The organism is Microbispora sitophila (assembly GCF_014892245.1).
Taxonomy (GTDB): domain Bacteria; phylum Actinomycetota; class Actinomycetes; order Streptosporangiales; family Streptosporangiaceae; genus Microbispora; species Microbispora siamensis.
In genome coordinates this window covers 215,691-238,032 of record NZ_JADBGC010000002.1, presented here as the reverse complement: position 1 = coordinate 238,032, position 22,342 = coordinate 215,691, and the positions used below count along the sequence as shown (strand labels likewise).

General features: G+C 70.9%; 27 protein-coding genes. 18 read left to right on the top strand and 9 right to left on the bottom strand.

What is annotated here, in order from left to right:
* Positions 1-3 precede the first annotated feature (3 nt).
* Positions 4-495: a hypothetical protein gene (locus IL992_RS04405; RefSeq protein WP_193202005.1), complete on the bottom strand. Its 492-nt coding sequence runs from the start codon at positions 493-495 to the stop codon at positions 4-6.
* Positions 496-596: 101 nt separating this feature from the next.
* Entirely contained in the window at positions 597-2,027 is a 1,431-nt protein-coding gene (locus IL992_RS04400; protein ID WP_319018336.1) for an aldehyde dehydrogenase family protein, read from the bottom strand.
* A gap of 101 nt (positions 2,028-2,128) precedes the next feature.
* Between IL992_RS04400 and IL992_RS04395 the strand changes: the two genes are divergently transcribed.
* Positions 2,129-2,671: a hypothetical protein gene (locus IL992_RS04395; protein ID WP_193202004.1), complete on the top strand. Its 543-nt coding sequence runs from the start codon at positions 2,129-2,131 to the stop codon at positions 2,669-2,671.
* 71 nt (positions 2,672-2,742) lie between these two features.
* Here the strand turns inward: IL992_RS04395 and IL992_RS04390 are convergent, their stop codons facing one another.
* Positions 2,743-3,351: a cupin domain-containing protein gene (locus IL992_RS04390; RefSeq protein WP_193202278.1), complete on the bottom strand. Its 609-nt coding sequence runs from the start codon at positions 3,349-3,351 to the stop codon at positions 2,743-2,745.
* 64 nt (positions 3,352-3,415) lie between these two features.
* Positions 3,416-3,796, bottom strand: coding sequence for a pentapeptide repeat-containing protein (locus IL992_RS04385; RefSeq protein WP_319018335.1), 381 nt, complete (start codon positions 3,794-3,796; stop codon positions 3,416-3,418).
* A 146-nt stretch (positions 3,797-3,942) separates the two neighbouring features.
* Between IL992_RS04385 and IL992_RS04380 the strand changes: the two genes are divergently transcribed.
* The 5 genes from IL992_RS04380 (at position 3,943) to IL992_RS04365 (ending at position 8,017) form a co-directional block, all read left to right on the top strand.
* Entirely contained in the window at positions 3,943-5,034 is a 1,092-nt protein-coding gene (locus tag IL992_RS04380; protein ID WP_193202003.1) for a L,D-transpeptidase, read from the top strand.
* A gap of 459 nt (positions 5,035-5,493) precedes the next feature.
* Positions 5,494-5,979, top strand: coding sequence for an SRPBCC domain-containing protein (locus tag IL992_RS04375; protein WP_226872311.1), 486 nt, complete (start codon positions 5,494-5,496; stop codon positions 5,977-5,979).
* Between the two features lie 438 nt (positions 5,980-6,417).
* Positions 6,418-6,543: a hypothetical protein gene (locus tag IL992_RS47505; RefSeq protein ID WP_264294896.1), complete on the top strand. Its 126-nt coding sequence runs from the start codon at positions 6,418-6,420 to the stop codon at positions 6,541-6,543.
* 113 nt (positions 6,544-6,656) lie between these two features.
* Positions 6,657-7,496, top strand: a complete 840-nt coding sequence (locus IL992_RS04370) for a CDP-alcohol phosphatidyltransferase family protein (RefSeq protein WP_319018334.1) — start codon at positions 6,657-6,659, stop codon at positions 7,494-7,496.
* 74 nt (positions 7,497-7,570) lie between these two features.
* A complete protein-coding gene (locus IL992_RS04365) occupies positions 7,571-8,017 on the top strand; it encodes a hypothetical protein (protein ID WP_193202000.1) in 447 nt (148 codons plus the stop codon).
* Positions 8,018-8,236: 219 nt separating this feature from the next.
* Here the strand turns inward: IL992_RS04365 and IL992_RS04360 are convergent, their stop codons facing one another.
* Positions 8,237-8,578, bottom strand: a complete 342-nt coding sequence (locus IL992_RS04360) for a winged helix-turn-helix transcriptional regulator (RefSeq protein ID WP_193201999.1) — start codon at positions 8,576-8,578, stop codon at positions 8,237-8,239.
* A gap of 96 nt (positions 8,579-8,674) precedes the next feature.
* Between IL992_RS04360 and IL992_RS04355 the strand changes: the two genes are divergently transcribed.
* The 7 genes from IL992_RS04355 to IL992_RS04325 all read left to right on the top strand — a co-directional run bounded on the left by IL992_RS04355 (position 8,675) and on the right by IL992_RS04325 (position 15,272).
* Positions 8,675-9,553: an NAD(P)-dependent oxidoreductase gene (locus IL992_RS04355; protein ID WP_193201998.1), complete on the top strand. Its 879-nt coding sequence runs from the start codon at positions 8,675-8,677 to the stop codon at positions 9,551-9,553.
* A 69-nt stretch (positions 9,554-9,622) separates the two neighbouring features.
* Positions 9,623-10,105 carry a DnaJ family domain-containing protein gene (locus IL992_RS04350; protein ID WP_193201997.1) on the top strand — a complete coding sequence of 161 codons (483 nt, stop codon included), beginning with the start codon at positions 9,623-9,625 and terminating at the stop codon, positions 10,103-10,105.
* 129 nt (positions 10,106-10,234) lie between these two features.
* Positions 10,235-11,719, top strand: coding sequence for a serine hydrolase domain-containing protein (locus IL992_RS04345; RefSeq protein WP_193202276.1), 1,485 nt, complete (start codon positions 10,235-10,237; stop codon positions 11,717-11,719).
* Between the two features lie 52 nt (positions 11,720-11,771).
* Complete coding sequence (locus IL992_RS04340; protein ID WP_193201996.1) at positions 11,772-12,446, top strand: response regulator; 675 nt, start codon at positions 11,772-11,774, stop codon at positions 12,444-12,446.
* Between the two features lie 4 nt (positions 12,447-12,450).
* Entirely contained in the window at positions 12,451-14,025 is a 1,575-nt protein-coding gene (locus IL992_RS04335; protein WP_319018333.1) for a sensor histidine kinase, read from the top strand.
* A 163-nt stretch (positions 14,026-14,188) separates the two neighbouring features.
* A complete protein-coding gene (locus IL992_RS04330) occupies positions 14,189-14,842 on the top strand; it encodes a DUF6461 domain-containing protein (RefSeq protein WP_193201994.1) in 654 nt (217 codons plus the stop codon).
* A 34-nt stretch (positions 14,843-14,876) separates the two neighbouring features.
* Positions 14,877-15,272 (top strand): ACT domain-containing protein, encoded by a 396-nt coding sequence (locus IL992_RS04325; RefSeq protein WP_193201993.1) that lies wholly within the window; start codon positions 14,877-14,879, stop codon positions 15,270-15,272.
* Positions 15,273-15,290: 18 nt separating this feature from the next.
* Here IL992_RS04325 and IL992_RS04320 read toward each other — a convergent pair whose 3' ends face one another.
* On the bottom strand, positions 15,291-15,776 hold the full coding sequence (locus IL992_RS04320) for a DUF2000 domain-containing protein (protein ID WP_226872309.1): 486 nt from the start codon (positions 15,774-15,776) through the stop codon (positions 15,291-15,293).
* 110 nt (positions 15,777-15,886) lie between these two features.
* On the opposite strand from IL992_RS04320, the gene IL992_RS04315 reads away from it, so the two are divergent.
* From IL992_RS04315 to IL992_RS04305, 3 genes are all read left to right on the top strand, one after another.
* Positions 15,887-16,339 carry an Lrp/AsnC family transcriptional regulator gene (locus tag IL992_RS04315; RefSeq protein ID WP_193201992.1) on the top strand — a complete coding sequence of 151 codons (453 nt, stop codon included), beginning with the start codon at positions 15,887-15,889 and terminating at the stop codon, positions 16,337-16,339.
* Positions 16,340-16,453: 114 nt separating this feature from the next.
* Positions 16,454-16,726, top strand: a complete 273-nt coding sequence (locus tag IL992_RS04310; RefSeq protein ID WP_193201991.1) for a hypothetical protein — start codon at positions 16,454-16,456, stop codon at positions 16,724-16,726.
* A gap of 153 nt (positions 16,727-16,879) precedes the next feature.
* On the top strand, positions 16,880-17,581 hold the full coding sequence (locus IL992_RS04305; RefSeq protein ID WP_193201990.1) for a helix-turn-helix domain-containing protein: 702 nt from the start codon (positions 16,880-16,882) through the stop codon (positions 17,579-17,581).
* A gap of 31 nt (positions 17,582-17,612) precedes the next feature.
* Here the strand turns inward: IL992_RS04305 and IL992_RS04300 are convergent, their stop codons facing one another.
* Positions 17,613-18,116 carry a nucleotidyltransferase domain-containing protein gene (locus IL992_RS04300; RefSeq protein ID WP_319018332.1) on the bottom strand — a complete coding sequence of 168 codons (504 nt, stop codon included), beginning with the start codon at positions 18,114-18,116 and terminating at the stop codon, positions 17,613-17,615.
* 178 nt (positions 18,117-18,294) lie between these two features.
* Here IL992_RS04300 and trpD point away from each other — a divergent pair, with 178 nt between their 5' ends.
* Positions 18,295-19,347: an anthranilate phosphoribosyltransferase gene (gene trpD / locus IL992_RS04295; protein WP_193201989.1), complete on the top strand. Its 1,053-nt coding sequence runs from the start codon at positions 18,295-18,297 to the stop codon at positions 19,345-19,347.
* Positions 19,348-19,517: 170 nt separating this feature from the next.
* Here the strand turns inward: trpD and cpt are convergent, their stop codons facing one another.
* The gene (gene cpt, locus IL992_RS04290; protein WP_193201988.1) at positions 19,518-20,054 is read right to left on the bottom strand and encodes a chloramphenicol phosphotransferase CPT; all 537 of its coding nucleotides are present in this window, start codon (positions 20,052-20,054) and stop codon (positions 19,518-19,520) included.
* 201 nt (positions 20,055-20,255) lie between these two features.
* The gene (locus IL992_RS04285; protein WP_319018331.1) at positions 20,256-20,714 is read right to left on the bottom strand and encodes a nuclear transport factor 2 family protein; all 459 of its coding nucleotides are present in this window, start codon (positions 20,712-20,714) and stop codon (positions 20,256-20,258) included.
* A 318-nt stretch (positions 20,715-21,032) separates the two neighbouring features.
* Between IL992_RS04285 and IL992_RS04280 the strand changes: the two genes are divergently transcribed.
* The gene (locus tag IL992_RS04280; RefSeq protein ID WP_193201987.1) at positions 21,033-21,290 is read left to right on the top strand and encodes a hypothetical protein; all 258 of its coding nucleotides are present in this window, start codon (positions 21,033-21,035) and stop codon (positions 21,288-21,290) included.
* Positions 21,291-22,342 lie beyond the last annotated feature (1,052 nt).

Here is a 22,342-nt window from a genome sequence, read left to right as displayed (position 1 = left end):
TCGTCAGCGGTGGCGGCGCAGGCCCTTGCCGCCGTGGCGGTGCTTCTTCCCCCGATGCTGCCGCGTTGCCTGGTCGTGCGACTTGTGCGTGCGCGGGGTGTGGGCGCGCGGCTTGTCCGTCACCTGGAACTTCTGGAAGCCGAAGTCGGGCAGCGTGATCGGCTTCGAGGGGTCGTCCGAGATCGGGACGACGAACACGTCGTGCCGCACGCCGTCCTTGCCCTTCGTGTGGTAGACGGCCTGCTTCGGCTCGCTGGCCTGCCCCATGAGGGGCGCGGGGCCGGCGGCGACCGGCATGGCCACGGGCGTGTATGCCGAGCCGTCGTCGGGGCCGGAAGGACCGTAGTAGGGGTTGTAGACCGCCGTGTCGGGCGGCGCCGCGATCGGCGCCGCGGCGCCCGCGGAAGGGCCCGCGGGCGGCGCGGGGTCCGCGGACGCGACCGGTCCGGCGATCAGGGTCGCGGCGAGGGCGGCGGCGGCCGAGCAGATGATCATGAGTCTCCCCCGAGGTCACGGATCGTACGAGGAAGACGGTAGGCAGCGCGTCAGCTCCAATCACGCGCCTCGCGCCCAGTGTCGGGTCAAGGCTGCATCCCTCAGGGCAGCGGGGCCAGGTGGACGACCTTCGTGTGGGTCATCTCGTCGAGAAGCTCGGGGCCGTACCCGAACCCGTGCCCGCTCGCGCGCAACGGCTGGGCCGCGCCGCCGGGCGCTCCGCCGAAGACGGCGTTGATCTTCACCGTGCCCACCGGCAGCTCGCGCCAGGCGCGCTGGGCGTTGGCCATCGACGGGGTGAGGACGGTGGCCGCCAGGCCGTACCGCGACTCGCGGGCCAGCTCCAGCGCCTCGTCGAACGAGTCGACCACCCGCACCGCCGCGACAGGACCGAACGTCTCCTCGCGCATGACGTCCATGTTCTCCGTGCAGTCGGCAAGGACGGTCGGCGGGTAGAACGCCCCCGGCCCCTCGGGCACGTGTCCGCCGGTCAGCAGCCGCGCCCCCGCCTCGATCGCGCCGCGTACGTGCCGGTCCACGACGTCGCGCTGGGCCCGGTCGACGAGCGGCCCGAGCGTCGTCTCCTCGTCCATGCCGGGCCCCATGCGCAGTTCCTCGGCCCGCTGCACGAGCGCGGCGAGGAACTCCTCGGCGAGGTCGCGGTGGACGTAGACGCGCTCGGCGGAGGTGCAGATCTGCCCGGCGTTGGCGAAGCAACCGGTCGCCGCCTGTCCCGCGGCCCACTTCACGTCCACGCCCGCGTCCACGATCAGCGGGTCCTTGCCGCCGTTCTCCAGCAGGGTCGTGGCGCCGCTGCGCGCGGCCACGGCGGCGATGGCCCGGCCCGCGGCGGTCGAGCCGACGTGCGCCACGAGATCGACGCCCGGGTGCGCGGCCAGGGCCTCGCCCGGGTGCCGGTCGCCCGGCACCATGGTCAGCACGCCCGGCGGCAGCTCCGCCGCCATCAACTCGGCGAGCAGCGCCCCGGTGTGCGGCGTGCGCTCCGACGGCTTGTGCACGACCGTGTTGCCGGTCACCACGGCCGCGCCGACGAGCCCGCAGGCGATGGCGACCGGGTCGTTCCACGGCGTGATCACCGCGACCACACCGCGCGGCTCGTGCACCATCAGGTCGGTGGCGTCCCAGCCGCCCTGCAGGCTCCGGCCCCGGTGCAGCGGCCCCAGCTCGGCGTACTGCCGGAGCGTGCCCACGCCCGCCGCCACGCCGCCGCGGCTGTCGCCGATCGGCTTGCCCATCTCCCTGGTCACCAGCTCGGCCAGTTCGTCCGCGCGGGCCTCGATCCGGTCGGCCATCCGGTGCAGGCACGCGGCCCGCTCGGCGGGAGCCGTACGGGCCCAGCCGGGCTGGGCGCGGCGGGCCGAGTCGACCGCCCGCTCCACGTCCTCCGTGCACCCGGAGGGGAAGTCGCCCACCGGCTCCCCGGTCGCCGGGTCGGCGACCGTACGGTCCCGCTCGCTCGCGCTCGCCGTCCACTCGCCGTCGGTCAGCACCCAGCGATCCCTGTCCCGCACCCCGGTTCTCCTCCCGCTACTACACAGCCGTGCTCGCTCTACCCGTGCTCGCTCTACCCCCCGGCGCGTACGGTTATCACCCGGCTTCTTAGACTTCCCGTATGCGACGGCTGATCAGCACAGTGGTCGTGGTGGCCGGGGAGCGGGCCGCCGAGGTGATCTCGGGGCTCGACGGTCTGCACAACGTGCGGGCGATCACCCGGGGAGAGCGGACCCCCGCCGAGATGACCGACGTGGTCACGCGGGCGAGCGCGACGTACGTGCTGCACGACGCCGATCCGCTGGCCGAGGTCGGCGAGGCGTGGACCGGCTTCTTCGACGGGACGACGCCGGTGGGCGGCCTGGAGGTCGCCGTCGAGGCCGCGCTCGGCGCGCTGCGCGCCGAACGGCTGCTGCTGCCCGACTACTACGTCGTCCTCGACCCCGACGGCCTGACGCCCACACGGCGCCACTGGTGGCTCGGCGTGCTTGCCGGGGCCGCGCCGACCCGGGTGGTGCCGAGCCCCGCCTCGGCCGGCGCCGTCGCGGAAACGCTGCGCGGGCTGTCCGCGGGCCGCTGGTGGCCCGCCGACCTGGAGGCATGGCTGCGCGACCTGCCCCGTCAGGTGCCCGACCGGGTCGGCCTCCCCGGCGTCACCGCCTGAGGTCTCGGCGTCGGCCCGAGCCCGGCGGGAGAGCCGCGCGGCCGGTTCAGAGCGCGGTGAAGCGCGGCCGGTCAGAGGGCGGTGAAGTCGGCGAAGTCGAAGCCGGGTGAGACGACGCAGCTCACCAGCACGCCCTCGGCCCCCGCCGGTCGGGCCGCCTGCCAGGTGCCCGCCGGCACCACCGCCTGCGGGACCTGGCCGTTCTCCACGTCCGGGCCGAGGACGACGACGTCCTCCCGGCCGGGCCGCTCGCCGGCGCCGCCGAGCACGAGCGTCAGCGGCCCGCCCCGATGCCACAGCCACACCTCGTCGGACCGCACGGCGTGCCAGACCGACTCCTCGCCCGGCTCGAGCAGGAAGTAGATGCCCGTCGCCGTCGCCCGCGTGCCGCCGTACCCGGGAGGCTCGACGGAGACCGGCGCCCGCCACGTCTCGCGATACCACCCGCCCTCGGGGTGCGGCAGCAGGCCGAGAGCCTCGGCGACCGGGGGACGCGCCTGGATCGCCACGAACGCGCCGGTGACATCGCGGCGCAGGAAGCGGAGGGGCGCGCCGGGGTCGTCCTCGTCCACCGCCACGACGGGGTCCGTGCCGGAGAAGGCCGCGGCGGCGATCCGCAGCGCCTCCTCGTCGTCGCGAGCGGACAGCCCGGGGCCGCCGGGGTGGGCGTCGAGCGTCATCAGCAGCACCCGGCCGATCGTACGGCAGGGCGGCGCGTCGGGGTCCGCGGGCCCGGCGGGGCCGTTACCGCACGTCGAGGCCGAGCGCGGTGGCGATCGTGACGGCCTGCCGCATGCCGATGATCGCGCCCGCGACCTCGGCCGTATGCGGGTCGAGCGCGGACAGGTCGCTTCCGCGCAGGTCACAGCGGGAGAAGTCGGTGCGGTGCAGCCAGGCGCCGGACAGGTCCACCCCGCGCATCGTCGCTCCCGCGCACCGCGCGCCGGTCAGGTCGGCCTCCCGCATGCGCACGTCCGCGAACGCGGCGCGGCGCAGGTCGGCCCCCGGCAGCCCGGTGAACGACCAGTCGCCGCCCTCCACCTTCATCAGGTCGCAGGAGCAGCCGTCGAACATACTGCCGACGAGCTTGCACCCGGCCGGCCTGCCGTACGCACGGTCAGCCACGGTTGCCTCGATGGGGACGCATGCACCGGCAGTACCCCCGAACCAGCGTTACTTGATCGTTACGGAATGGGCCGCACAAAACAGCGGTTTCGCACGTTCCAAGTCAGTGCAAATCGCTGTGAAACACCCCCTATGAGGAGTAGACCGTGAATACCCTCCGGCGGGCGGCCCACGTCACACTCACCGTCGCCGCCATCGCCGTCGCTACGGCCTGCTCGGCGGGAGGCACAACGACTCCCGCCGCATCAGTCACTGGTGCGGCCGGTACGGCCACTCAGGCTCCGGCCACTCAGGCCCCGGACGCCAAGGCGGCGGCGGCACTCGCCCCGCGCGCGGCGTCCAAGACGGCACGCAAGGCAGGAAAGCCGAAGCTCGGCATCGCCGACATCACGCCCATGGGCGAGAAGGTCGAGCGGGTCGGCGTCGGTTTCCCGATCATCGTCACCTTCGACCGCACGGTACGCGACAGGGCGGCCGCGGAAGCGGTGCTGCAGGTCCAGGCGGAAAAGCCCGTCGAGGGCGCCTGGCGCTGGGTCTCCGACCGCAAGGTCATTTACCGCACCAAGACCTACTGGAAGCCGCACCAGAAGGTCCTGTTCACCGCCAGGCTGAGCCAGATCCCCGGCAACGAGGCCGCCAAGGACGTCTCGCGCCGCTTCGCCGTCGGCACCGCCAACATCTCGGTGGTCGACACCAAGAAGCACGTGATGAAGGTGCGCCGCGACGGGAAGCTCACCAAGACCATCCCCATCAGCGCGGGCCGCGGCGGCCTGCCGCGCAACGGCGTCGACGTCTACCTCACGACCACCGGCGTGCACCTCGCGATGGGCAAGAAGCGGGTCGAGACGATGACCTCGTCCTGGCTCGGCGTCACCGACCCCAAGGACCCGCTCTACTACAAGCTGGAGATCCCCTGGGCGGTCCGGATCTCCGACAGCGGCGAGTACGTCCACCAGAGCGCGGGCGACTACCAGTTCCTGGGCAAGTCGAACCAGAGTCACGGATGTGTGCGCGCCACGCCCGCGGGGGCCAAGTGGTTCTACGGCATCAGCCAGCGCGGTGACGTCATCGAGGTCACCGGGACCAAGCGCAAGCTCGACTGGCGCAACGGCTGGAGCTACTGGCAGCTGAGCTGGAACCAGTGGAAGCGCGGCAGCGCGCTGCCCGCAGGCTCGGCCTCCGCATCGCCCTCGGCCTCGGCCTCCCCGTCCGCGGACGAGGACGCCCTGCAGGGATAGGCCGCCTGCTCTTCACGGCGCTCCCGCCCCGGTCCGTACGACCCGGGCGGGGAGCGCCTTCTGCTTTCCGGAGCCTCTCTTCGTGAGTCACTCCAGGACTCCACGGTCGCGCCGGCGATGGTCTCCAGCGCGGCTGCCGGATGCCCGTCGGACACGAAGCTTCCGTCGTCCCCTACCCAGCCGGCCCGGAAGAGCCCGGAGGATCACGCCCCGCGGAAGCGCCGCGTACTCCGCCGGCGGCGCCATGTCGTAGCCCGGCCGCGCCCCGCGCCTGTCCGCGCCTGTCCGCGCTTGTTTCGTGCCGCCTGATGCGCCGCCACGCGGAGCAGCGCGTCGAGGCCCCTGTCCAGGCAGGCGGCCGGCGACAGCCCTATCGAGAGAGCACTGCTCTTGACACGCCTCTCTCATGCCGAGAGCATCGCTCTCGACGATGAGCAACGTTCTCGCTGGGAGATGTCCATGTCACTGCTCTATTCGGGTCCGTCCCTGGCCGTCCTGCACGAGGAGTACGCCGCACGGGGACGCGTGGATCCCGACGCCCAGCTGATCTCCGCGTCCCGGCTGGTCGTGGACGTGCCCGTGGACCGGGTCTGGGCGGTCATGGCCGACCTGCGGACGTGGCCGTCATGGGCCTCCCGCATCCGGATCCTCGAACTCGGCGACGTACGTCCCGGCGCGTCCTTCCGGTGGCGACTGAACGGCGTGCCCCTCCGGTCGCGGTTCGCCGTGGTCGAACCTGAGCGGGAACTCACCTGGACGGGCACCTTCCTCGGCCGCTACCGGGCCGTGGACCGGCACGTCCTGGAACCGCTGGAGGGCGGGCGTACGAGGATCACCGTGGAAGAGTCGCTCGCCGGTCCACTGCTGCCGCTCTTCTACCGGGAGCCCATGCTCCGGGCCAACCACGAGCGGTGGCTCTCGGATCTCGCCCACGCCGCCGCCTGAGCCGCCCCACCCCGCCGCCGGTGAGGGCGGCATCGCCACCAACCCCGTCGCCCCAGCACGGTAGAAGGGAGAGCCGGAGGCTGGAGGCGTTCCAGCGGGCGCCGATTGACGGCGTGCGCGCCGACGGCCGGAAGGTGACCGTCGACACCTTCACCGCGTACGGGGAAATCGACTGGACCGACGAGAAGCCGGCCCTTCCCGATCGGCACGACTGACGCACAGGGGGCCTCGCGAGGACGGCCTCGGGCGGCTGTGGACGACATCGCGGACGGCGACGCGAAGTGCGCACATATAGACGGAAAAAGTCTGATTTGATTTCTCGCCGTCATTCCAAGCATCGAGCGCGCCCTGTGGAAAAAGTTCGCAGACACCCCCGGCCGATGCTTTCATGAGGGGCGATGGGAAAGAAACGCCGACCGAAGGCCAAAGATGCTTAAGATGCTTCTCCAGCAAATGGTGGCACTGCTCGACGCCGACGACGACCTGCACCTGGGCGATGACACGCATGCACTCGACCAGGACGACGACGCGGACGAAATGGAAGATCTGGACGACGATTTCTGACGTTTCCCCCGAAATCCCTCCACAATTCAGAAAGCCCCCAAATGACGTTCACGCTGCATGACGTACGCTCTCGGACATATAAGGCGCGCGACGCCTGGTGGACCGTTTTCCTGGTGGATCCCCTGGCGGGCCGGTTGGTCGTGACCACCGCCAACCGCACGTCCATCACCCCGAACCAGATCACCTGGGGCGCCTTCGTGCTCGGCCTGGGCTCGGCCTGGTGCTTCCTACGGGCCGAGTGGCCGTGGCTGGTCGCCGGGGCCGCCGTCTACCACGTGAGCTTCGTCCTTGACTGCATGGACGGGAAGATCGCGCGGCTCAAGGGGACGGGGACGGTCCTCGGTGGCTGGCTCGACTACGTCTTCGACCGGATCCGGGTGCTGGCCTGCACCGTCGCTCTCATGTGGGGGCAATACCGCGCGACGGGACAGGACATCTACCTGTTCCTCGGCATCGGAGTGGTGTTCCTCGACATGCTGCGCTACGTCGACGCCCTGCAGATCGCGAAGGTCCGCCGCCAGATGCGCCGCACGCTGCGGCAGGCCTACGAGCAGTCGGTGTCCGCTGGTTCAGCCGCATTGCCGGCGTCCCTGTTACACGAGGACCTCGACAACGACCCCGACGAGATCAGGGTCCGCCTGACGCAAGCCGTGGACCTGCAGAAGGAGTTCCGCAGCCGCTTCTCCTGGTACCCCGGCATGCGCGAGTGGCTGCGCGAGCACCGGATCCGGACGCACCTGGTCAGCGGCATCGAGTTCCAGATGGCGGTGTTCGTCGTCGGCCCGCTGCTCGGCGCGGTCATCCCGGTCACGATCGGTGCGGCCGCCCTGCTGCTCCTCTTCGAGGCCCTCATCATGTACAAGCTCCTGCTGTCGTCGCGGGACCTGAACCGCGCGCTGGCCGCGATCCGCTCGTCCGACGAACCGTCCGTCTCCGGTACGCCGGCGGGTTGAGCACCCCACGGTCGAGCGTCCTCACGGCTGCCCACACCGATAGAGGTGCCGCCGCGAGGGGTAAGCGGTGGGACATGACCGAACGCGAGGAACCCGTCGGCCTGCCCGATCCCGCGCACCGCCGCCCCGAGGGGCTGGACGACGTCACCGTCGACGCGCTGGGCAGGCTGAGCAAGGCGCTGGAGACGATCCACCGGGTCAGAGGCCACCTGTACGCCTTCCACCAGCTCACCGGTACGGCCGACTTCGAGCTGGACAACGCCGTACGGCTGCTGCGGGAGGCCGGGCACGACAAGTGGGCCGACCGCATCGAACGCGAGCTGATCGGCCGCAACGTCATCCAGGGCCGCTGGACTTTCCAGATCGTCGAGGAGTACGACGACGGCTACTACGCGACCTTCCAAGAGCTGGAACGCCAGGCCCGCCACGAGCTGGCCGGAGGGCGCCGCCACCTCTACGAGGCCGAACTGAAGCAGCAGCGACGCACGCCCGGGCAGCCCGGCCACGAGACCACCCCCTGAGGCCTGGATTGTCGTCCAGCAGTCCACGAACGTTCAGCGGGCGCGAGGGAGCGGAGTGGAAGGGAGCGAGGACCGGAGCGAAGGCCTACCCCGGGCCCCGCGGAAATTCCGAGCTTGCGAAGGAATTTTCGTGGGTGGAGCGGAGCGGGCTTCGCGAGGACCGGAGGTTCCTTCCGGCGCAGTGACCGACCCAGCCAAGATCCGTGGACACTCCACTGGTCAGTGATCGTCCCGTCCGCCGAGGAGGTGTTCCCGTCCCCAGACGCCGAGGGGCGCCAGCGCCTCGTTCAGCGTGACGCCGAGCGGGGTCAGCGAGTATTCGACGCGCGGCGGCACCTCGTCGTACACCTCGCGGTGCACGATGCCGTCGGCCTCCATCTCGCGCAGGTGCGAGGCGAGCACCTTCTCGGTCACGCCCGGGAGCATCCTGCGCAGCTCGCCGAAGCGGCATGGGCGTTCGTTCAGCACCCAGAGGATCGAGCTCTTCCACTTGCCGCCGATCACCTCCATCGCCGCGTCGATCCCGCATTCGACCGCTCCCGGACGTCGTGCGGTCCGCATGGTCCACCCCTCCTGGCTGCTCGCTTACCCCTGGGTAAGCACCCACTTCGAAGTGCGTACTTGATCGGCTCGGGGCTCGTGACCAGCCTAATCGGCATGACCGACAACGCTGAGAAGTCTCCACTGTCCCTTCTCGGGCTGGGCGCGATGGGCGGCGCGCTCGCCCGTGCCTGGCTCGCCGCCGGGCATCCGCTGACCGTCTGGAACCGCACCGCCGACCGGGCCGAGGCCCTCGCCCGCGAGGGCGCGCACGTCGCCACGACCGCCGCCGAGGCCGTGGCCGCGAGCGACCTGGTGGTCGTCTGCCTGCTTGACCACGCCTCGGTGGACGACGCCCTCGCCGACGCCGACCTGTCCGGCAAGGACCTGGTCGACCTCACCACCGGCACCCCGGAGGAGGCCCGCGCCCGCGCCCGATGGGTCGAGGAGCGCGGCGCCCGGTTCCTCGACGGCGGCATCATGGCGGTCCCACCCATGATCGGGGTGCCGGACTCCGGGGCGTACGTCTTCTACAGCGGCTCCCGCGCGGTGTTCGAGGCCCACGCGGGCACGCTGGCCGTACCCGCCGGCACCGCCTACACCGGCGAGGACCCCGGGCTCGCCGCCCTCCACGACGTGGCGCTGCTGAGCGCGATGACGGGCATGTTCGCGGGGGTGGCGCACGCCTTCGCGCTCGTCCGCGAGGAGATTCCCCCGAAGGGCTTCGCCGACCTCGTCGTGGGCTGGCTGAGGGCGATGGCCCCGTACGCCTACGGGATCGCGGAGCATCTGGACAGCGGCGACTACACGAGGAACGTCACGTCCAACCTCGCGATGATGGTCCGGGGCAACGCGACCCTGCTGCGTACGGCCGAGGAGCAGAAGGTCAGCCCGGAGCTGCTCACGCCGTTCATGACCCTGATGGAGCGGCGGCTCGCGGACGGCCACGCCGACGAGGGCACCACGGGGGTGATCGACCTGCTCCGGGTCCCCTGACCCGGGCCGCGCGCGCCGGAAAGTTATCCTCGCAGGAGGATGCCGACCGCGTCGTTGCGAGGTGAGGCCGTGACCGAACGCAAGCCCCTCGGAGTGAGCTTCGAGTCGTGGATCGACCGGCAGATCCGCGAAGCCACCGAGCGTGGCGAGTTCGACGACCTGCCGGGTGCGGGCAAGCCCATCCCCGGCCAGGGCAAGCCGTACGACGAGATGTGGTGGATCAAGCAGAAGATGCGCGCGGAGAACCTGTCGTTCCCGCTGCCGGGGACGCTGGCGCTGCGCAAGGAGGCCGAGGAGGCGAGGACGGAGGCGCTGGGCGCGCGCACGGAGGCCGAGGCGCGCAGGATCGTCGAGGAGATGAACGTCAAGATCCGCGACAGCTACCGCAAGCCCCTGTCCGGCCCGCCCGTCGTGCAGCCGCTCATCGACGTGGACGAGGTCGCCGCCGAGTGGCGGGCACTTCATCCGGTCCCGGAGAAGACGCCCGCTCCCGCGGCTCCTCCCCCGAAGCGCCCGAAGCGCTCCTTCCTCCGGCAGTTCGGGCGCCGCTGACCCGCCCGGTCCCCGGCCTGACGAAAGTCAGGTGAGGACCTTCCGATCGCCCGCTGTGCCGCCCCTCCGGCCGCTCCTACCGTACGTGACCTGCGAACGGAAAGAGCTCGGAGGGGAAACACGGTGCGCATGCGCAGGATCGCCGCGATCGCCGGTCTGGCCGGTGTGTTGCTGCTCGCAACGGGAACCGCGGCGGTGGACGCCGCGACGCGGGCGGCGCCCCCGGACGGACGGCCCGGCCTGACCACGGAGTCCGTCGACCGGTACGTACGCGACTACATCCGGCGCACGGACCTGCCCGGCGCCCTGGTGACGGTCGTCAAGGGCGACCGGGTCGTGTACGCCGCCGGGCACGGTCACACGGCCGGCGGCGAGGCGATCACCGCGGACACCCCCATGCCGCTCGCCTCGCTGTCGAAGTCGTTCACGGCCCTGGCGGTGCTGCGCCTGGCCGACGAGGGCAGGATCGACCTCGACGTGCCGGTCCGGCGTTACCTGCCGGAGTTCACCATGGCCGATCCCCGGGCCGAGAAGATCACCGTGCGGCAGCTTCTCCAGCAGACCTCGGGCATGAGCGACCGGACCTTCCCCGAGCTGACGCTCCCCGCGCCGGACGACCTCAAGGGCGCCGTCGCGATGCTCGGGACCGCGCCGCTCGCCGCCGCGCCGGGCACCAGGATGATCTATCACAACCCCAACTACGCGGTCGCGGCGCGGCTGGCCGAGGTCGTGTCGGGGACGCCGTTCGCCGACCTGATGGCCGCCACGGTGTTCACGCCGCTCGGCATGACGTCCACCCGGACGGTGGACACCACGGAGGAACTGCCCGGCGCGGGCGCCGGATACATCCGCGCGTACGGCCGGGTGATCGAGCGCGCGCACCCGAAGTGGTTCGTCAACGGCTCCTACGGGGTCGTCAGCACCGCCCACGACCTGGCCGAATGGCTGATCACGCAGAACGGCCACGGCGACGCCCTCCCCCGAGGCCTCGTCAAAGCCACCCAGACCCCGTCCGGCGTGGGCGGCAGCACGTACGGCATGGGATGGTCGGCCGAGCGCACGGCCGGAGGGGCGCCGATGCTGCGGCACACCGGCTGGCTCCTCACGCACAACTCCGCCCAGACCCTGCTACCCGCCGGCGGGTACGGCATCGCGGTCGTCACCAACACCGGGATGATCTCCGGCGACGATGCGCTGATCATCAGCGACGGCCTGGTCGACATGATCGAGGGACGGCCCGCCGCGGGTGCCATGCCCTTCACCACGAAGGCGGACCCCTGGCTGGGCGGCATGTCGCTGCTCACCCTGGGCCTCGGCGTGGCCGGGGTGCTGCGCTCCCGCCGCTGGGCCCGGCGTCGCGCGCACCGGCCCGCCTGGCGGGTGATCGCCCGCCTGGTCCCGTACGCGCTGCCGGTCGCCTTCTACTTCGGGCTGGCGGAGCTGGCCGGGGTGCTGCTGAACCGGGTGGGCACGCTGGACCAGCTCACCTACGTCTGGCTCGCGCTGTATGTCTGGGCGGCCACCGGAGCGCTGGCCGCCATGGCCGTCGTGGCCGCCCGGCTCGTCCACGCCGTACGCTCCCGGCGACGGACCGTTGATAGCGTCCCGGCATGAGCGAGCGAATCGGTAGGCACAGCGCGATAAGCCGGATTCCGGACAGAATGCGATGATCCGCGTCCTGCTGGCGGACGACGAGGCGCTGATCCGCGCCGGCATCGCGAGCATCCTGGCCACGGCCGGCGACATCGAGGTCGTCGCCGAGGCGGCCGACGGGCACGAGGCGGTCGACCTCGCCCTGCGGCACCGTCCCGGCATCTGCCTGCTCGACATCCGGATGCCGCGGTTCGACGGGCTCGGGGCCGCCGCCGAGCTGCGCCGGGTCCTCCCCGAGGTCTCCGTCGTGATGCTCACGACGTTCAACGAGGACGACTACGTGACGAGCGCGCTCGGCTCCGGCGCGTCCGGATTCCTCCTCAAATCGGGCGACCCACGCGAACTGATCGCGGGGGTCCGCGCCGTCGCCGCCGGCGGCGCCTATCTCTCCCCCGCCGTCACCCGGCGGGTCATCACCCGCCTCAGGGCACGCCCGCTCGGCACGGAGGCCGCCGCCCGCGCCCGCGTGGACCAGCTCGGCGACCGCGAGCGCGAGGTGCTCGCGCTGGTCGGGGCCGCCCTGTCCAACGCCGAGATCGCACGGCGCCTGCATCTCGTCGAGGGCACGGTCAAGGGATACGTCAGCCAGATCCTCACCCGTCTCGGCCTCCGCAACCGCGTCCAGGCCGCGATCCTGGCGTACGAGGCGGGTCTCGTGCCCGAGGCTCCGCTCGACCGGGGGGTGTGAGGTGGTGCGGCCGTCCCGTCTGCTCGACCTCGGGCTGTGGCTGGCGGTGTGCGCGCCGCCGGTCGCGCTGGCCATCGATGACGGCGACGCCCGGCGGGTTGCGGCGGCGGCCGTGGCCGTGCCGCTGTTCGGGGCCGCCACGGCGGTGAGCCGGAGGTGGCCGCTGGTGGCGCTCGCCGTACCGGTGGCGGTGAGCCTGGCCCTGGACGTGCAGATGTTCGGCCCCCTGGCCTGGACGTGGGCGGCGCTGGTGGTCTTCGGCTACCTGGCCGGGCACCGGATGGCGAGCGCCCGGCCGGCGCTGTGGTTCTTCGCGGCCGTCGCCCTCGCCGGGCTGCCGCTGTCCGCGCTCGTCCTGCGCGACCTGTGGGGCTGGCCCACGCAGCTCGTCACGCTGCTGCTCGCCGTGGTGGTGCCCTGGCTGCTCGGCCGCTGGCGCCGCCAGTACGCCGAACTGGTCCGAACGGGCTGGCTGCTCGCCGACCGGCTGGAGCGCGAGCAGCGGGCCGTCGCCGACCGCGCCCGCCTGCGGGAGAGGGCACGCATCGCGGGCGACATGCACGACTCGCTCGGCCACGACCTGACGCTCCTCGCGGTGCGTGCCGGCGCCCTCGAACTCGACCCCGGCCTGGACGCGAGGCAGCAGGCGGCCGTGCGCGAACTGCGCGAGGCCGCCGCGGCCGCGACCGAACGGCTGCGCGAGATCATCGGCGTCCTGCGCGGCGACGATGAAGGGGCCGCCGTGCCGCCGCGTGAGGAGAGCGTCGAGACGCTCGTCGAGCGCGCCCGCGACTCCGGCGTGCCGATCGTCGTCGAGCACGTGGACGGCCACCTGGACGGCCACCTGGGCGACACGGACGGCCTGCCCCCGATGACCGCGCTCGCCGTGCGCCGCGTGCTCCAGGAGGCCCTGACGAACGCCGCCAAACACGCTCCCGGCGCGACCGTACGCGTGCGGCTCGCGTCCGACGACGACACCGTCACGCTCCGCGTGGTCAACGGCCGCGCACCGGCGGCGGCCCCGCCGGGCGTGGCGTCTGGCGGGTCCGGGCTCGTCGGGCTGGCCGAACGGGTGCGCCTGGCGGGCGGCGTCCTGCGGGCCGGCCCGGCTACCGGCGGGGGTTTCGAGGTCGCCGCCGAACTGCCCGTCACCGGCGTCCAGGCGGCTCACGAGCATGTGCGGACCACAGCCGGCCTCGATGCGCCGGTGACCGCTGCGGTCAGGGAGCTGGACCTCGCCCGGCGGCGGGTGCGGCGGCGGCTGGCGCAGGCGGTCGGGATTCCCGTGGCCGTGCTGACCGGGATCTTCGCGCTCCTGATCCCGTTGAGCTTCGTCAGCTCGTCGTTCTCGGTCCTCGACCCGGCGGCGTACGGGGGGCTGAAGGTGGGCGAACCACGCGACGACGTGCGGTCCCGGCTTCCCGCGTTCACCAGGGACAGCCCGCCGGACGGCGCTCCGGCTCCACCACCGGGCCAGGACTGCGTCTATTACACGATGAAGACCGATTCCGCCCGCGCCTACCGGCTGTGCTTCGCCCGCGACCGGCTCGTCTCGAAGGCCGTCGTGCCCACCCCGTGACGCGGGTTTCAGCAAGATCCAAGTCGGTTCCAGGAGCGTTTCGCGATCCTCCTGACATCGGCGGCGTCCGCCGTCGGAGGACAGGAACGCGACGGACGGCCTCGGCTCCCGGTTTTGTCGGCGGCGGCTGCCACGATGTCGCGAAACGACAAAGGGAGCCCAGGTGCCCGACCCTCTCGCCCCCTTCAGGTGGCTGGCGGCCCCGACGACAGGAAACGTGCGCAATCCGCTGGGCGACATCTTCAGCGTGTCGTTCTTCCACGGTCTGGAGCCCGCAGACGTCGCGGCCCGTTTCGAGCCCGGTGGAGCGGCGGTCCGCTCGATGACCCTCGGCGAACTCGACGACGAGGTCGCGGAGTTCATCGAGGAGACCGACGGCGGCGACGGGGGCGGATACGTCGGCATCACCCGGATCGGCGAGTGGAGCGTGGTGGTCGAACCGTGTGGCTGGCACACGGCGCTGGGTGAGAACCTGGCGCGCCTCGCGCAGGGATGCGAGGCGGTGGCCGTCGGACGCCACGACTACGCAGAGCACAGCTTCCTGTACGCCGTGGACGGCGAGATCGTCACCGCCTTCACGCCGCACGCGTCGGTCAACCGCTGGGGCAGCGACCCCGATCGGCTGAAGGAGCCGATGCGCAGGGTCGGGCTCCCGTGGACCGCCACGACCGGCAAGGCGGCCTGGGACACACGGTGGGACGACGCGCTCCCGAAGGCGTTCGCGCTCGCCGCCAGGATCACCGGAGTGCCCCTCACCCCCGACTCCTTCGACGGGCCGCTGCTTGTCGCCTCCATCACCGAGTGGTCCCAGGTCTAGGCGTCTTGTCGGGGGGCTCTGCTACACACGTTCCATGACCTCACCCGCCGCCCAGCAGCTCGGCATCGTGCCGTCCGTGTTCGCCGTCCAGCACCTGCCGCAGGCGACATTCCCCGAAGACGACGACTGGATCGCGCTCGTCCGCGCCCCGGAGGGCCTCACCGTGGTCCGCGAGGCCTGGCCGACGGGGTCCGGCGACCGGTGGATCGGCCTGTACGGCGGGGGCACCGGACACGAACTGGACGTCCCGGGCATGCTGGCGGCCATCGTGAACCCGTTGGCCGAGGCGGCCATCTCGGTGTTCGTCGCCTCCACCTTCCATGCCGACCTGGTCCTCGTGCCCGAGCCGAGGATCAAGGAGGCGATCACCGTCCTGGAGGAGGCGGGACACCGGGTGGACACCCGCCATCTGCGCTCCCCCGACTCCTGACCGTCCCGGGAAGCCGGGTCACGGCATCAGGGGCAGCTTTCCCACGATCTTGTCCACCCGGTTGCGCGGCCCGACCACGCCGACCGCGTAGTACTCGACGCCGTCGGCCGCGGTCTCCTTCATCACGGCGAGGTAGTCGGCGTAGACGCGGGTCTGCTGGGCCGCCGCGGGCATGTCCGCGACGAAGCACCCGGCGGACGACGCGGCCTTGGCGCGGACGGCGCGCAGCGTGGCGGCGTCCGCGGCCAGCACGGAGCAGCCCGCCCAGGGCAGGCCCGGGTGGGCGCCGCCGTCGGCGTCCACCGCGTCGTCGCCGAGGAGTCCGGTCACCGCCGTCGAGGTCGCCGCGGCCACGCAGACGGCGGCGTTCACGGCACGGCCCGGGGGAAGGTCGCGGTCGACCACGATCACCCACTTGAGGCGGGCCGCCCGGGTCGGGAGGGCCGGGTCGATCTCCTCGGGGGCGAACCCGACACCCGAGGTCGTCTGTTCATCGGCCATCATCCGGGCCTCCTATCCATGCGTTCGGTAGTACGCCGTTGATGCTAGGCATCCGTACGATTGCACTGCAAGGAATCCGTACTTGTATCGGAAGTAAGGGCGTGTGGGCGGGCATGGACGAACTTGATAAGGCGATCCTGGCGGAACTGCAGTCGGATGCACGGAAGACCAACCGTGACGTCGCCGCCTCGGTCGGGGTCTCGCCGACCACGGCACTCGACCGTACGCGGGCGCTCCGTCAGCGTGGCGTCATCCGGGGCGCGGTCCTCGACGTCGACCTGGCGGCGATCGGGCGCCCGGTCCAGGCTCTCATCGCCATCCGCGTGCGTCCCCCCTCACGGCGCAACATCGAGGGCTTCCGCAACTGGGTCAGCGCGCTCCCCGACACCCTGGGCGTCTATGTGACGACCGGCACGGAGGACTTCATCGTGCACGTCGCGGTGCCGGACAACGCCAGCCTGTACGCGTTCGTGATCGACAAGCTCACCGAACGGCCCGAAGTCGCCGACGTCCGCACGTCGATCGTCTACGAGCACATCCGCAACACCGGGATCAGCCCCGTCTGAAAGTCATGGCCCAGCCTTCGGACACCTCCCCGGCGTCGGTAACGGGTGCGAGGAGTCAGGTCGGGCCGCGACGACAGCTTCCGTACGTTCGTCACGGCCCGTTAGCAATCGCTGATGCGCACGGCCTACCTGCTCACGGGGAGACGCACACCTCGCCGAGAGCGGCGCGACGCCACCGAGGTGACCGCCCTGACCATGTCCGTCCGATGCGAACCGGCGTCCGAGGACGACCGGCCCGCCGAGCCGGCGAAACAGCGCGAGCCGCCCTACGTGACCATCACCGCCCGCGGGGTGAACGTCGGCACCGGCAGGGCTCGCGAAATCGGCACGTACACCGCGCAGGGCTTCTTCGAGACGGTCCTGCCCGGCCCGGCAGGAGCGTTCTGACGGACCTCCGCGGATGACCGGCGGCACCCGTTCAGCGGGTGCCGCCTGCTCGTTACCCTGTCGTCGGGGTGGCCACGGGCGTAGCATGATCGGGAAAACGACCTGGACGCGCCCCGCATGACCATCTTCCGCGAGTCAGGGGGAGTTACCCGGATGGGCTTGGACATCGAGAGCCGATCGTCCGACTCGCCGTACATCGAACGGGTGTGGCGCAGCAGCAGCCGTGACGTGGAACAGATGACGGCGGTCGCGACGGCCCATTGGGATCTGGTCTTCTGGGAACACCGCGGCCAGGTCAGCGCCTCCGTCCAGGGGCCGGAGACGAGGGCGAGCCAGGCCCCCGTTCCCGAGGACGCCACGTTCTTCGGGATCAGTTTCTCCCTGGGCACCGCGATGCCCCATCTTCCCCTCGGCCGGCTCGTGGACGGGTCCGCGGAGATTCCCGACACGACGCACAGGTCCTTCTGGCTGAAGGGTTCCACCTGGCATCTGCCCGGCTGGGACAACGCCGAGGCGTTCGTGCAACGGCTGGTGCGTGAGGGTGTCCTGGAGCGCGACCCGCTCGTCGCCGCGGTCCTCGGTGGCGCGTCACCGGACGTGTCGGAACGCACCCTGCAGCGGCGCTTCCTGGCGTCGACCGGGCTCACGCGCGGCGCCGTCCGGCAGATCGACCGCGCCAGGCGGGCGGCGGTCCTGATCCAGCAGGGCGTGCCGGCCCACGACGTGATCCACCGGCTCGGATACTTCGACCAGCCGCACCTGGCACGGTCCTTGAGCCGTTACATCGGGCGGACCGCCACGCAGTTGGGCGATCGGAAGCCGTCGCAGCCGCTGTCGCTCCTGTACGCGACCTGATCGCTCGCCCCCGGCACCTCCCGTAGGCGGGTCAGAAATGTGTCGTGACGCCGAACGCCGAACGCAGGCTCGCCATGTCGTGCAGGTCGCGGTCCCGGGGCTCGTAGCCCTGATGGAAGGCGACCTGCTGACCGACGGACAGGCAGCGCACTCGCACACCCTCGATCGTGCCCGTGACGAAGGCCGCGGCCGGGTAGTGCAGTGCCGCGCCGCGGTCGTCCAGGTGCTGCACGGCTGAGCCGTCCTCCGCGACGTGCAGCGGATGGAGGTCGAGCTCGTGCCCATGGCCGTCGGCCATGACGAACCTGGCCGGCCGCCCGGGCACCGCACCGGGCCGTTCGGCGTACCCGGACGACTCCAGCTCGCCGATCACCAGCCGCTCCTGTTCGGCGCGGTGGAGCAGGTCGAGGTCGTGATGCTCCCGGGTGACGCGTCCGACCAGGACGTCGATCCCCCAGCCGCCGGCGACCCAGACCTCACATCCGGCGGCATCCAGCACGTTCAGCACCCGAAGCATCTCGCCGATCGGCAGCACCGGTCCCCCTGCCCCTAATCTCGATCTTCGAGCCACGCTACCCCCCGGAGCCGGGAACGGCGACGCGCGCGGATCCGTCGAGTTCGGCCAGTTCAGTTCGTGTCCACCACTCACGGTGCCGGTCACTACGCTGGGAGCACCGCCCGAGCACCGTCGTGCCCATGTCGAGAGGACCTTGATGACCGAGCCGTCCCGCTCCTGGCCACGCCTGCTCGCGACGCTCCTGCGCGGGCACGACCTCGACGCGGACGACACCCGCTGGGCCATGCGGCAGGTCATGGACGACGCGGCCGACCCCGCCCAGCTCGCCGGGTTCCTCGTCGCCCTGAGGGCCAAGGGTGAGAGCACCGCGGAACTCAGGGGCATGCTCGACGCCCTCATGGAACGGGTCGTGCCCCTGCCCGTCGACGGTGCGGAGGTCGTCGACATCGTCGGCACCGGCGGCGACGGTGCTCACACCGTGAACGTGAGCACCATGGCGGCGATCGTCGTGGCCGCCGCCGGCGCCCCGGTCGTCAAGCACGGCGGCCGATCGGCGTCGAGCAAGGCCGGCGCCGCCGACGTCCTGGAAGCCCTGGGCCTGCCGCTCGATCTCACGCCCGACGACATCGCCCGGTGCGTGCGCGACGTCGGCATCGGCTTCACCTTCGCTCCACGCTTCCACCAGGGGCTGCGTTACGCCGGCCCAGTGCGCAAGGCGCTCGGCGTCCCCACCGCCGTCAACTACCTGGCGCCGCTGACCAACCCCGCCAGTCCCCGTGCCGCCCTTGTCGGCTGTTCCAACCCCTCCCTCGCCCCGGTCCTGGCCAACGTCCTCGCGGAACGAGGCGCGAGCGCCCTGGTCGTGTGCGGGCAGGACGGCCTCGACGAGATCACCACCGCCGCGCCCACGAACGTCTGGATCACCGAGAGCGGTGGCGTCCGGCAGGAGACGCTGGACGCCGCCGACTTCGGACTGGCGCGCAGCGCGCAGGATGCGCTCCGCGGCGGTGACGCGGCCTACAACGCCTCGGTCGTCCACCGGGTCCTGACCGGTGAAGCGGGTGCCGCACGTGACGCCGTCCTCGCCAACGCGGCCGGAGCCCTCGCCGCTCACCGCGGCTTCGGCGAGGGCCTGCGCGACGCCTTCGCGACCTGCCTGGAGGACGCGCGCCGGGCCATCGACAGCGGCGCCGCGGCAACCACCCTCGAGAGCTGGCTGAAGCTCGCGTCGTCCCTGGCCGGCCGGTAGCGCCGATCGGCCTTCCATTCAGACGGACCTGCTACCAGCCGGCAACTGTCCGATCCAGGCGAGCTGACCGGCCGGCGAGTCGGCCAGCGCGTGGGAGAGGGTCTGCGGCTGCGCCTGCTGGGCCTTGTCGTGGACGGCGTGGTCGACGAAGGACTGCAGGAATGCCGGTGCTAGCGGCGCACCTGGGTGGCGATCGTCTCCGCGCACGCCAAGGACTCGGTGTGCGTGGTGTCCACCACAAGGTCGTAGACCACGCCCTCGTGAACCACTTCCGCCTGCAACGCGGCCATTCCCCTGACACGGTCGCCCCGGGCGATCTCTCGCCCCGCGACGACCGCGCTGTCGCACCTCACACCGACCCAGAGCACCTCCAGTCCGGCAAGAGCCTTCTGCCAGCGTTGCTGGGACGCCGCCCCGCCGAGGAACACGTCATCCACGATGAGCCGAGCGCCCGCACGGGCCATCGCGGCGATCCCCTCCGTCCACGCCGCATCCAGCTTCCCGAATTCCGGCCCGACGACGACCCGACCATCCGGGGCGAAGTCGATCCCCGCATCCGATGCCTTCAGGGAGGCAGGCATCGCGTCCACCAGGGTGTCAACTGAGAGGGCAAGCCATGGATCCGGCAGTACCGCCTGCAGGCACCGGGAGATCCCGGACTTGCCCGAACTGGAACCGCCGTTGAGAACGATCACCTGAGTCGCCACGGCGCCACGCTAGACGGCGCCCCTTCGCATGCCAAACAGTTTTCACGCGGCCCATCCGCGCCGTCCACCGACTGTCACCACAGGCCGGGCACGGAGGGCGGCAAGCGAGCGGCCATGAGCGTGTTCGCGGAAGCCACCCCGGAAGTCACCCGTGCCGGTCGGCCCAGAGCGCTCGAAAGAGCGACGACCACACGACCTCTTTCACAGCGCGGACTCGGCATGCACCTGATCGAAGAGCTGAGTCAGACGCCCGAGCCCGGCCGCGGTCCGCAGCACGTCCGAATAGTCGCGCAAGTGGACGATACGGCCGTCGCGGGCGCGCAGGACGAGCACGAACCGGGAGGTGAACGGCCGCCCGGTCGCATGATTGACAGCGTTCATCTCACCCTCAGAGATGATCACTTCGGCGTCGGCCGTCTCGTGAACGCACACCTCGCGAAATCCGGTCAGCGGGGGCTCGGACACCGACCCCCATGCCGCCCTGAAGCCGGCGCGGATCTCCTCGCGCCCGTCGTACCGTTGCGACGGACCGCGATGCGGCGTCCAGAACACGAACTCGTAGATCGCCTCATCGGCGAACAGATCGGCAAGCGAGTCAGGCGAGAAGTCCAGCATCGCCTGCTGGAAGCGGTCGAGCAGGTCGCGCGGAGTCGCGGGCACCCCGCCTCCCTCATCGACGCGGCTCTGCTCAACAAACCTAGACCGAAGGGAGCAATCGGTCAACAAGCGTAGAGTATTCGAATGTCTGAGTTCACTGCAGCCGCCGTCATGGCCGAACCGCCTTCAGCCGGCCCTACCTCGATGTAGCCCGGAGGGCGGTGGTGATCGCCGAGCGCCGCCCTCACGCGGGCAAGCACATCGGCGGGTTGCACGTCGGTGAGCTCCTTCAAGAGCTGAGGCGGCCCTGTTCGACGAGTCCCAGAAGACCCGCCAAGCCGATCACCTGGCGGGTCTTCGTCGTTCGTGGAGCTAGCGGTAGTGGCGGTGGTGGTGGTGGTGGTGGTGACCGCGGTGGTGACGGCGGTGGTGACCCTTATGGTGACCGTGATGACGGCCGTGGTCGCGGCCGCGATGGTCGCCGCCGCCGCCACCGCCGCCGCCGCCGCCACCGCCGCCGCCGTTGCCGCCGCCGCCACCACCGCCCTGGTCGTAGGTGCGAGGCGCGTGCTCAGTGCGGTGTCCGGGACTAGAAGTCAGCAGCGACGAGAACGCGTCGTTCGCTGCGGCGGTCTCTGAAGCGCTGACCACCGACGTGTTCGCCGGGCTCACTACGGCTGAGGCTTCGGATGCCTGACTCGTCCCCAGAACCAGGGCTCCGATGAAAACAGCGCCCACCGCAGAGAGTCGCTTATCGGCCATTAGCCTCTCCTTTCGATATCGCGCGACAACTGTCGGATCGCGCGACGATTACCCTTACGACCCATCGTTAGCCTGGACGCTGCAAGACGTCCAGATGAGCTGACGTGGACTTGCCGGATTTCGCGAGCTGGCAATGCTGATGGCATGCATCTGCTTTGGATGAACGTCCGCACGGTTTACCTGACCGATGCGATCACAAGAACTCTCGGAGGGGCAACGAGAACACATCCCTCGCAACATCCGGTATCAGCTGGCCAGATGCAGCTGGACCGACTTCGCCCCATCCCGGCATTCACGCTGACGATCATTTCGGTATCCTCGATGATTGCAGCGTTGATTTGGTTGTCCACACTTGACGTATGCGCAGAGACGCTCCCACTCGCCCATTTCGAGGGTTTCGAATGCCGCCGGAACATATTCACATAAGCGCGACAGAGCAGCCGTGGAAGACGCCATCCGCAACCGAGACGTTGCCGCACGTGGACGGCGTGCCCGACGACGGATTGGACCTCGAATCCGTGCAGGTGAACGGCGTGTTCCAGGGGAACGCGTTCGAGTCGGAGTCCTGCCAGCCATCTACACACCTCGGCCGGCCTGCGGATCATCTGGGGTGAGACTGGGACGGATGTACCGATTCCTGGAAAGTTCAACTCCGGTGGCTCGCGAAGCCAGAACGAGGGCGCTGAGGACGAGGTCGCCGCTTGCGTCGAAGAGACCGAGTTCGCGCATGTCGTCAAGGAGCCGGTCAGGGTCATCGCCCTCGCGGAAGCGGTGGCTGCGGAGACTGAGCGTCACAACGATCAGTCGGCTGTTCACCTCATAGGTGAACTCGTCTCCCTTGGTGTCCCCCTGAGAGGTGGCCGCCTTCGTACGCGCGAGAGCATCCCTCGGGGACCGGCGAGGAGATGACCCCCAGAACCCGCGCCCTC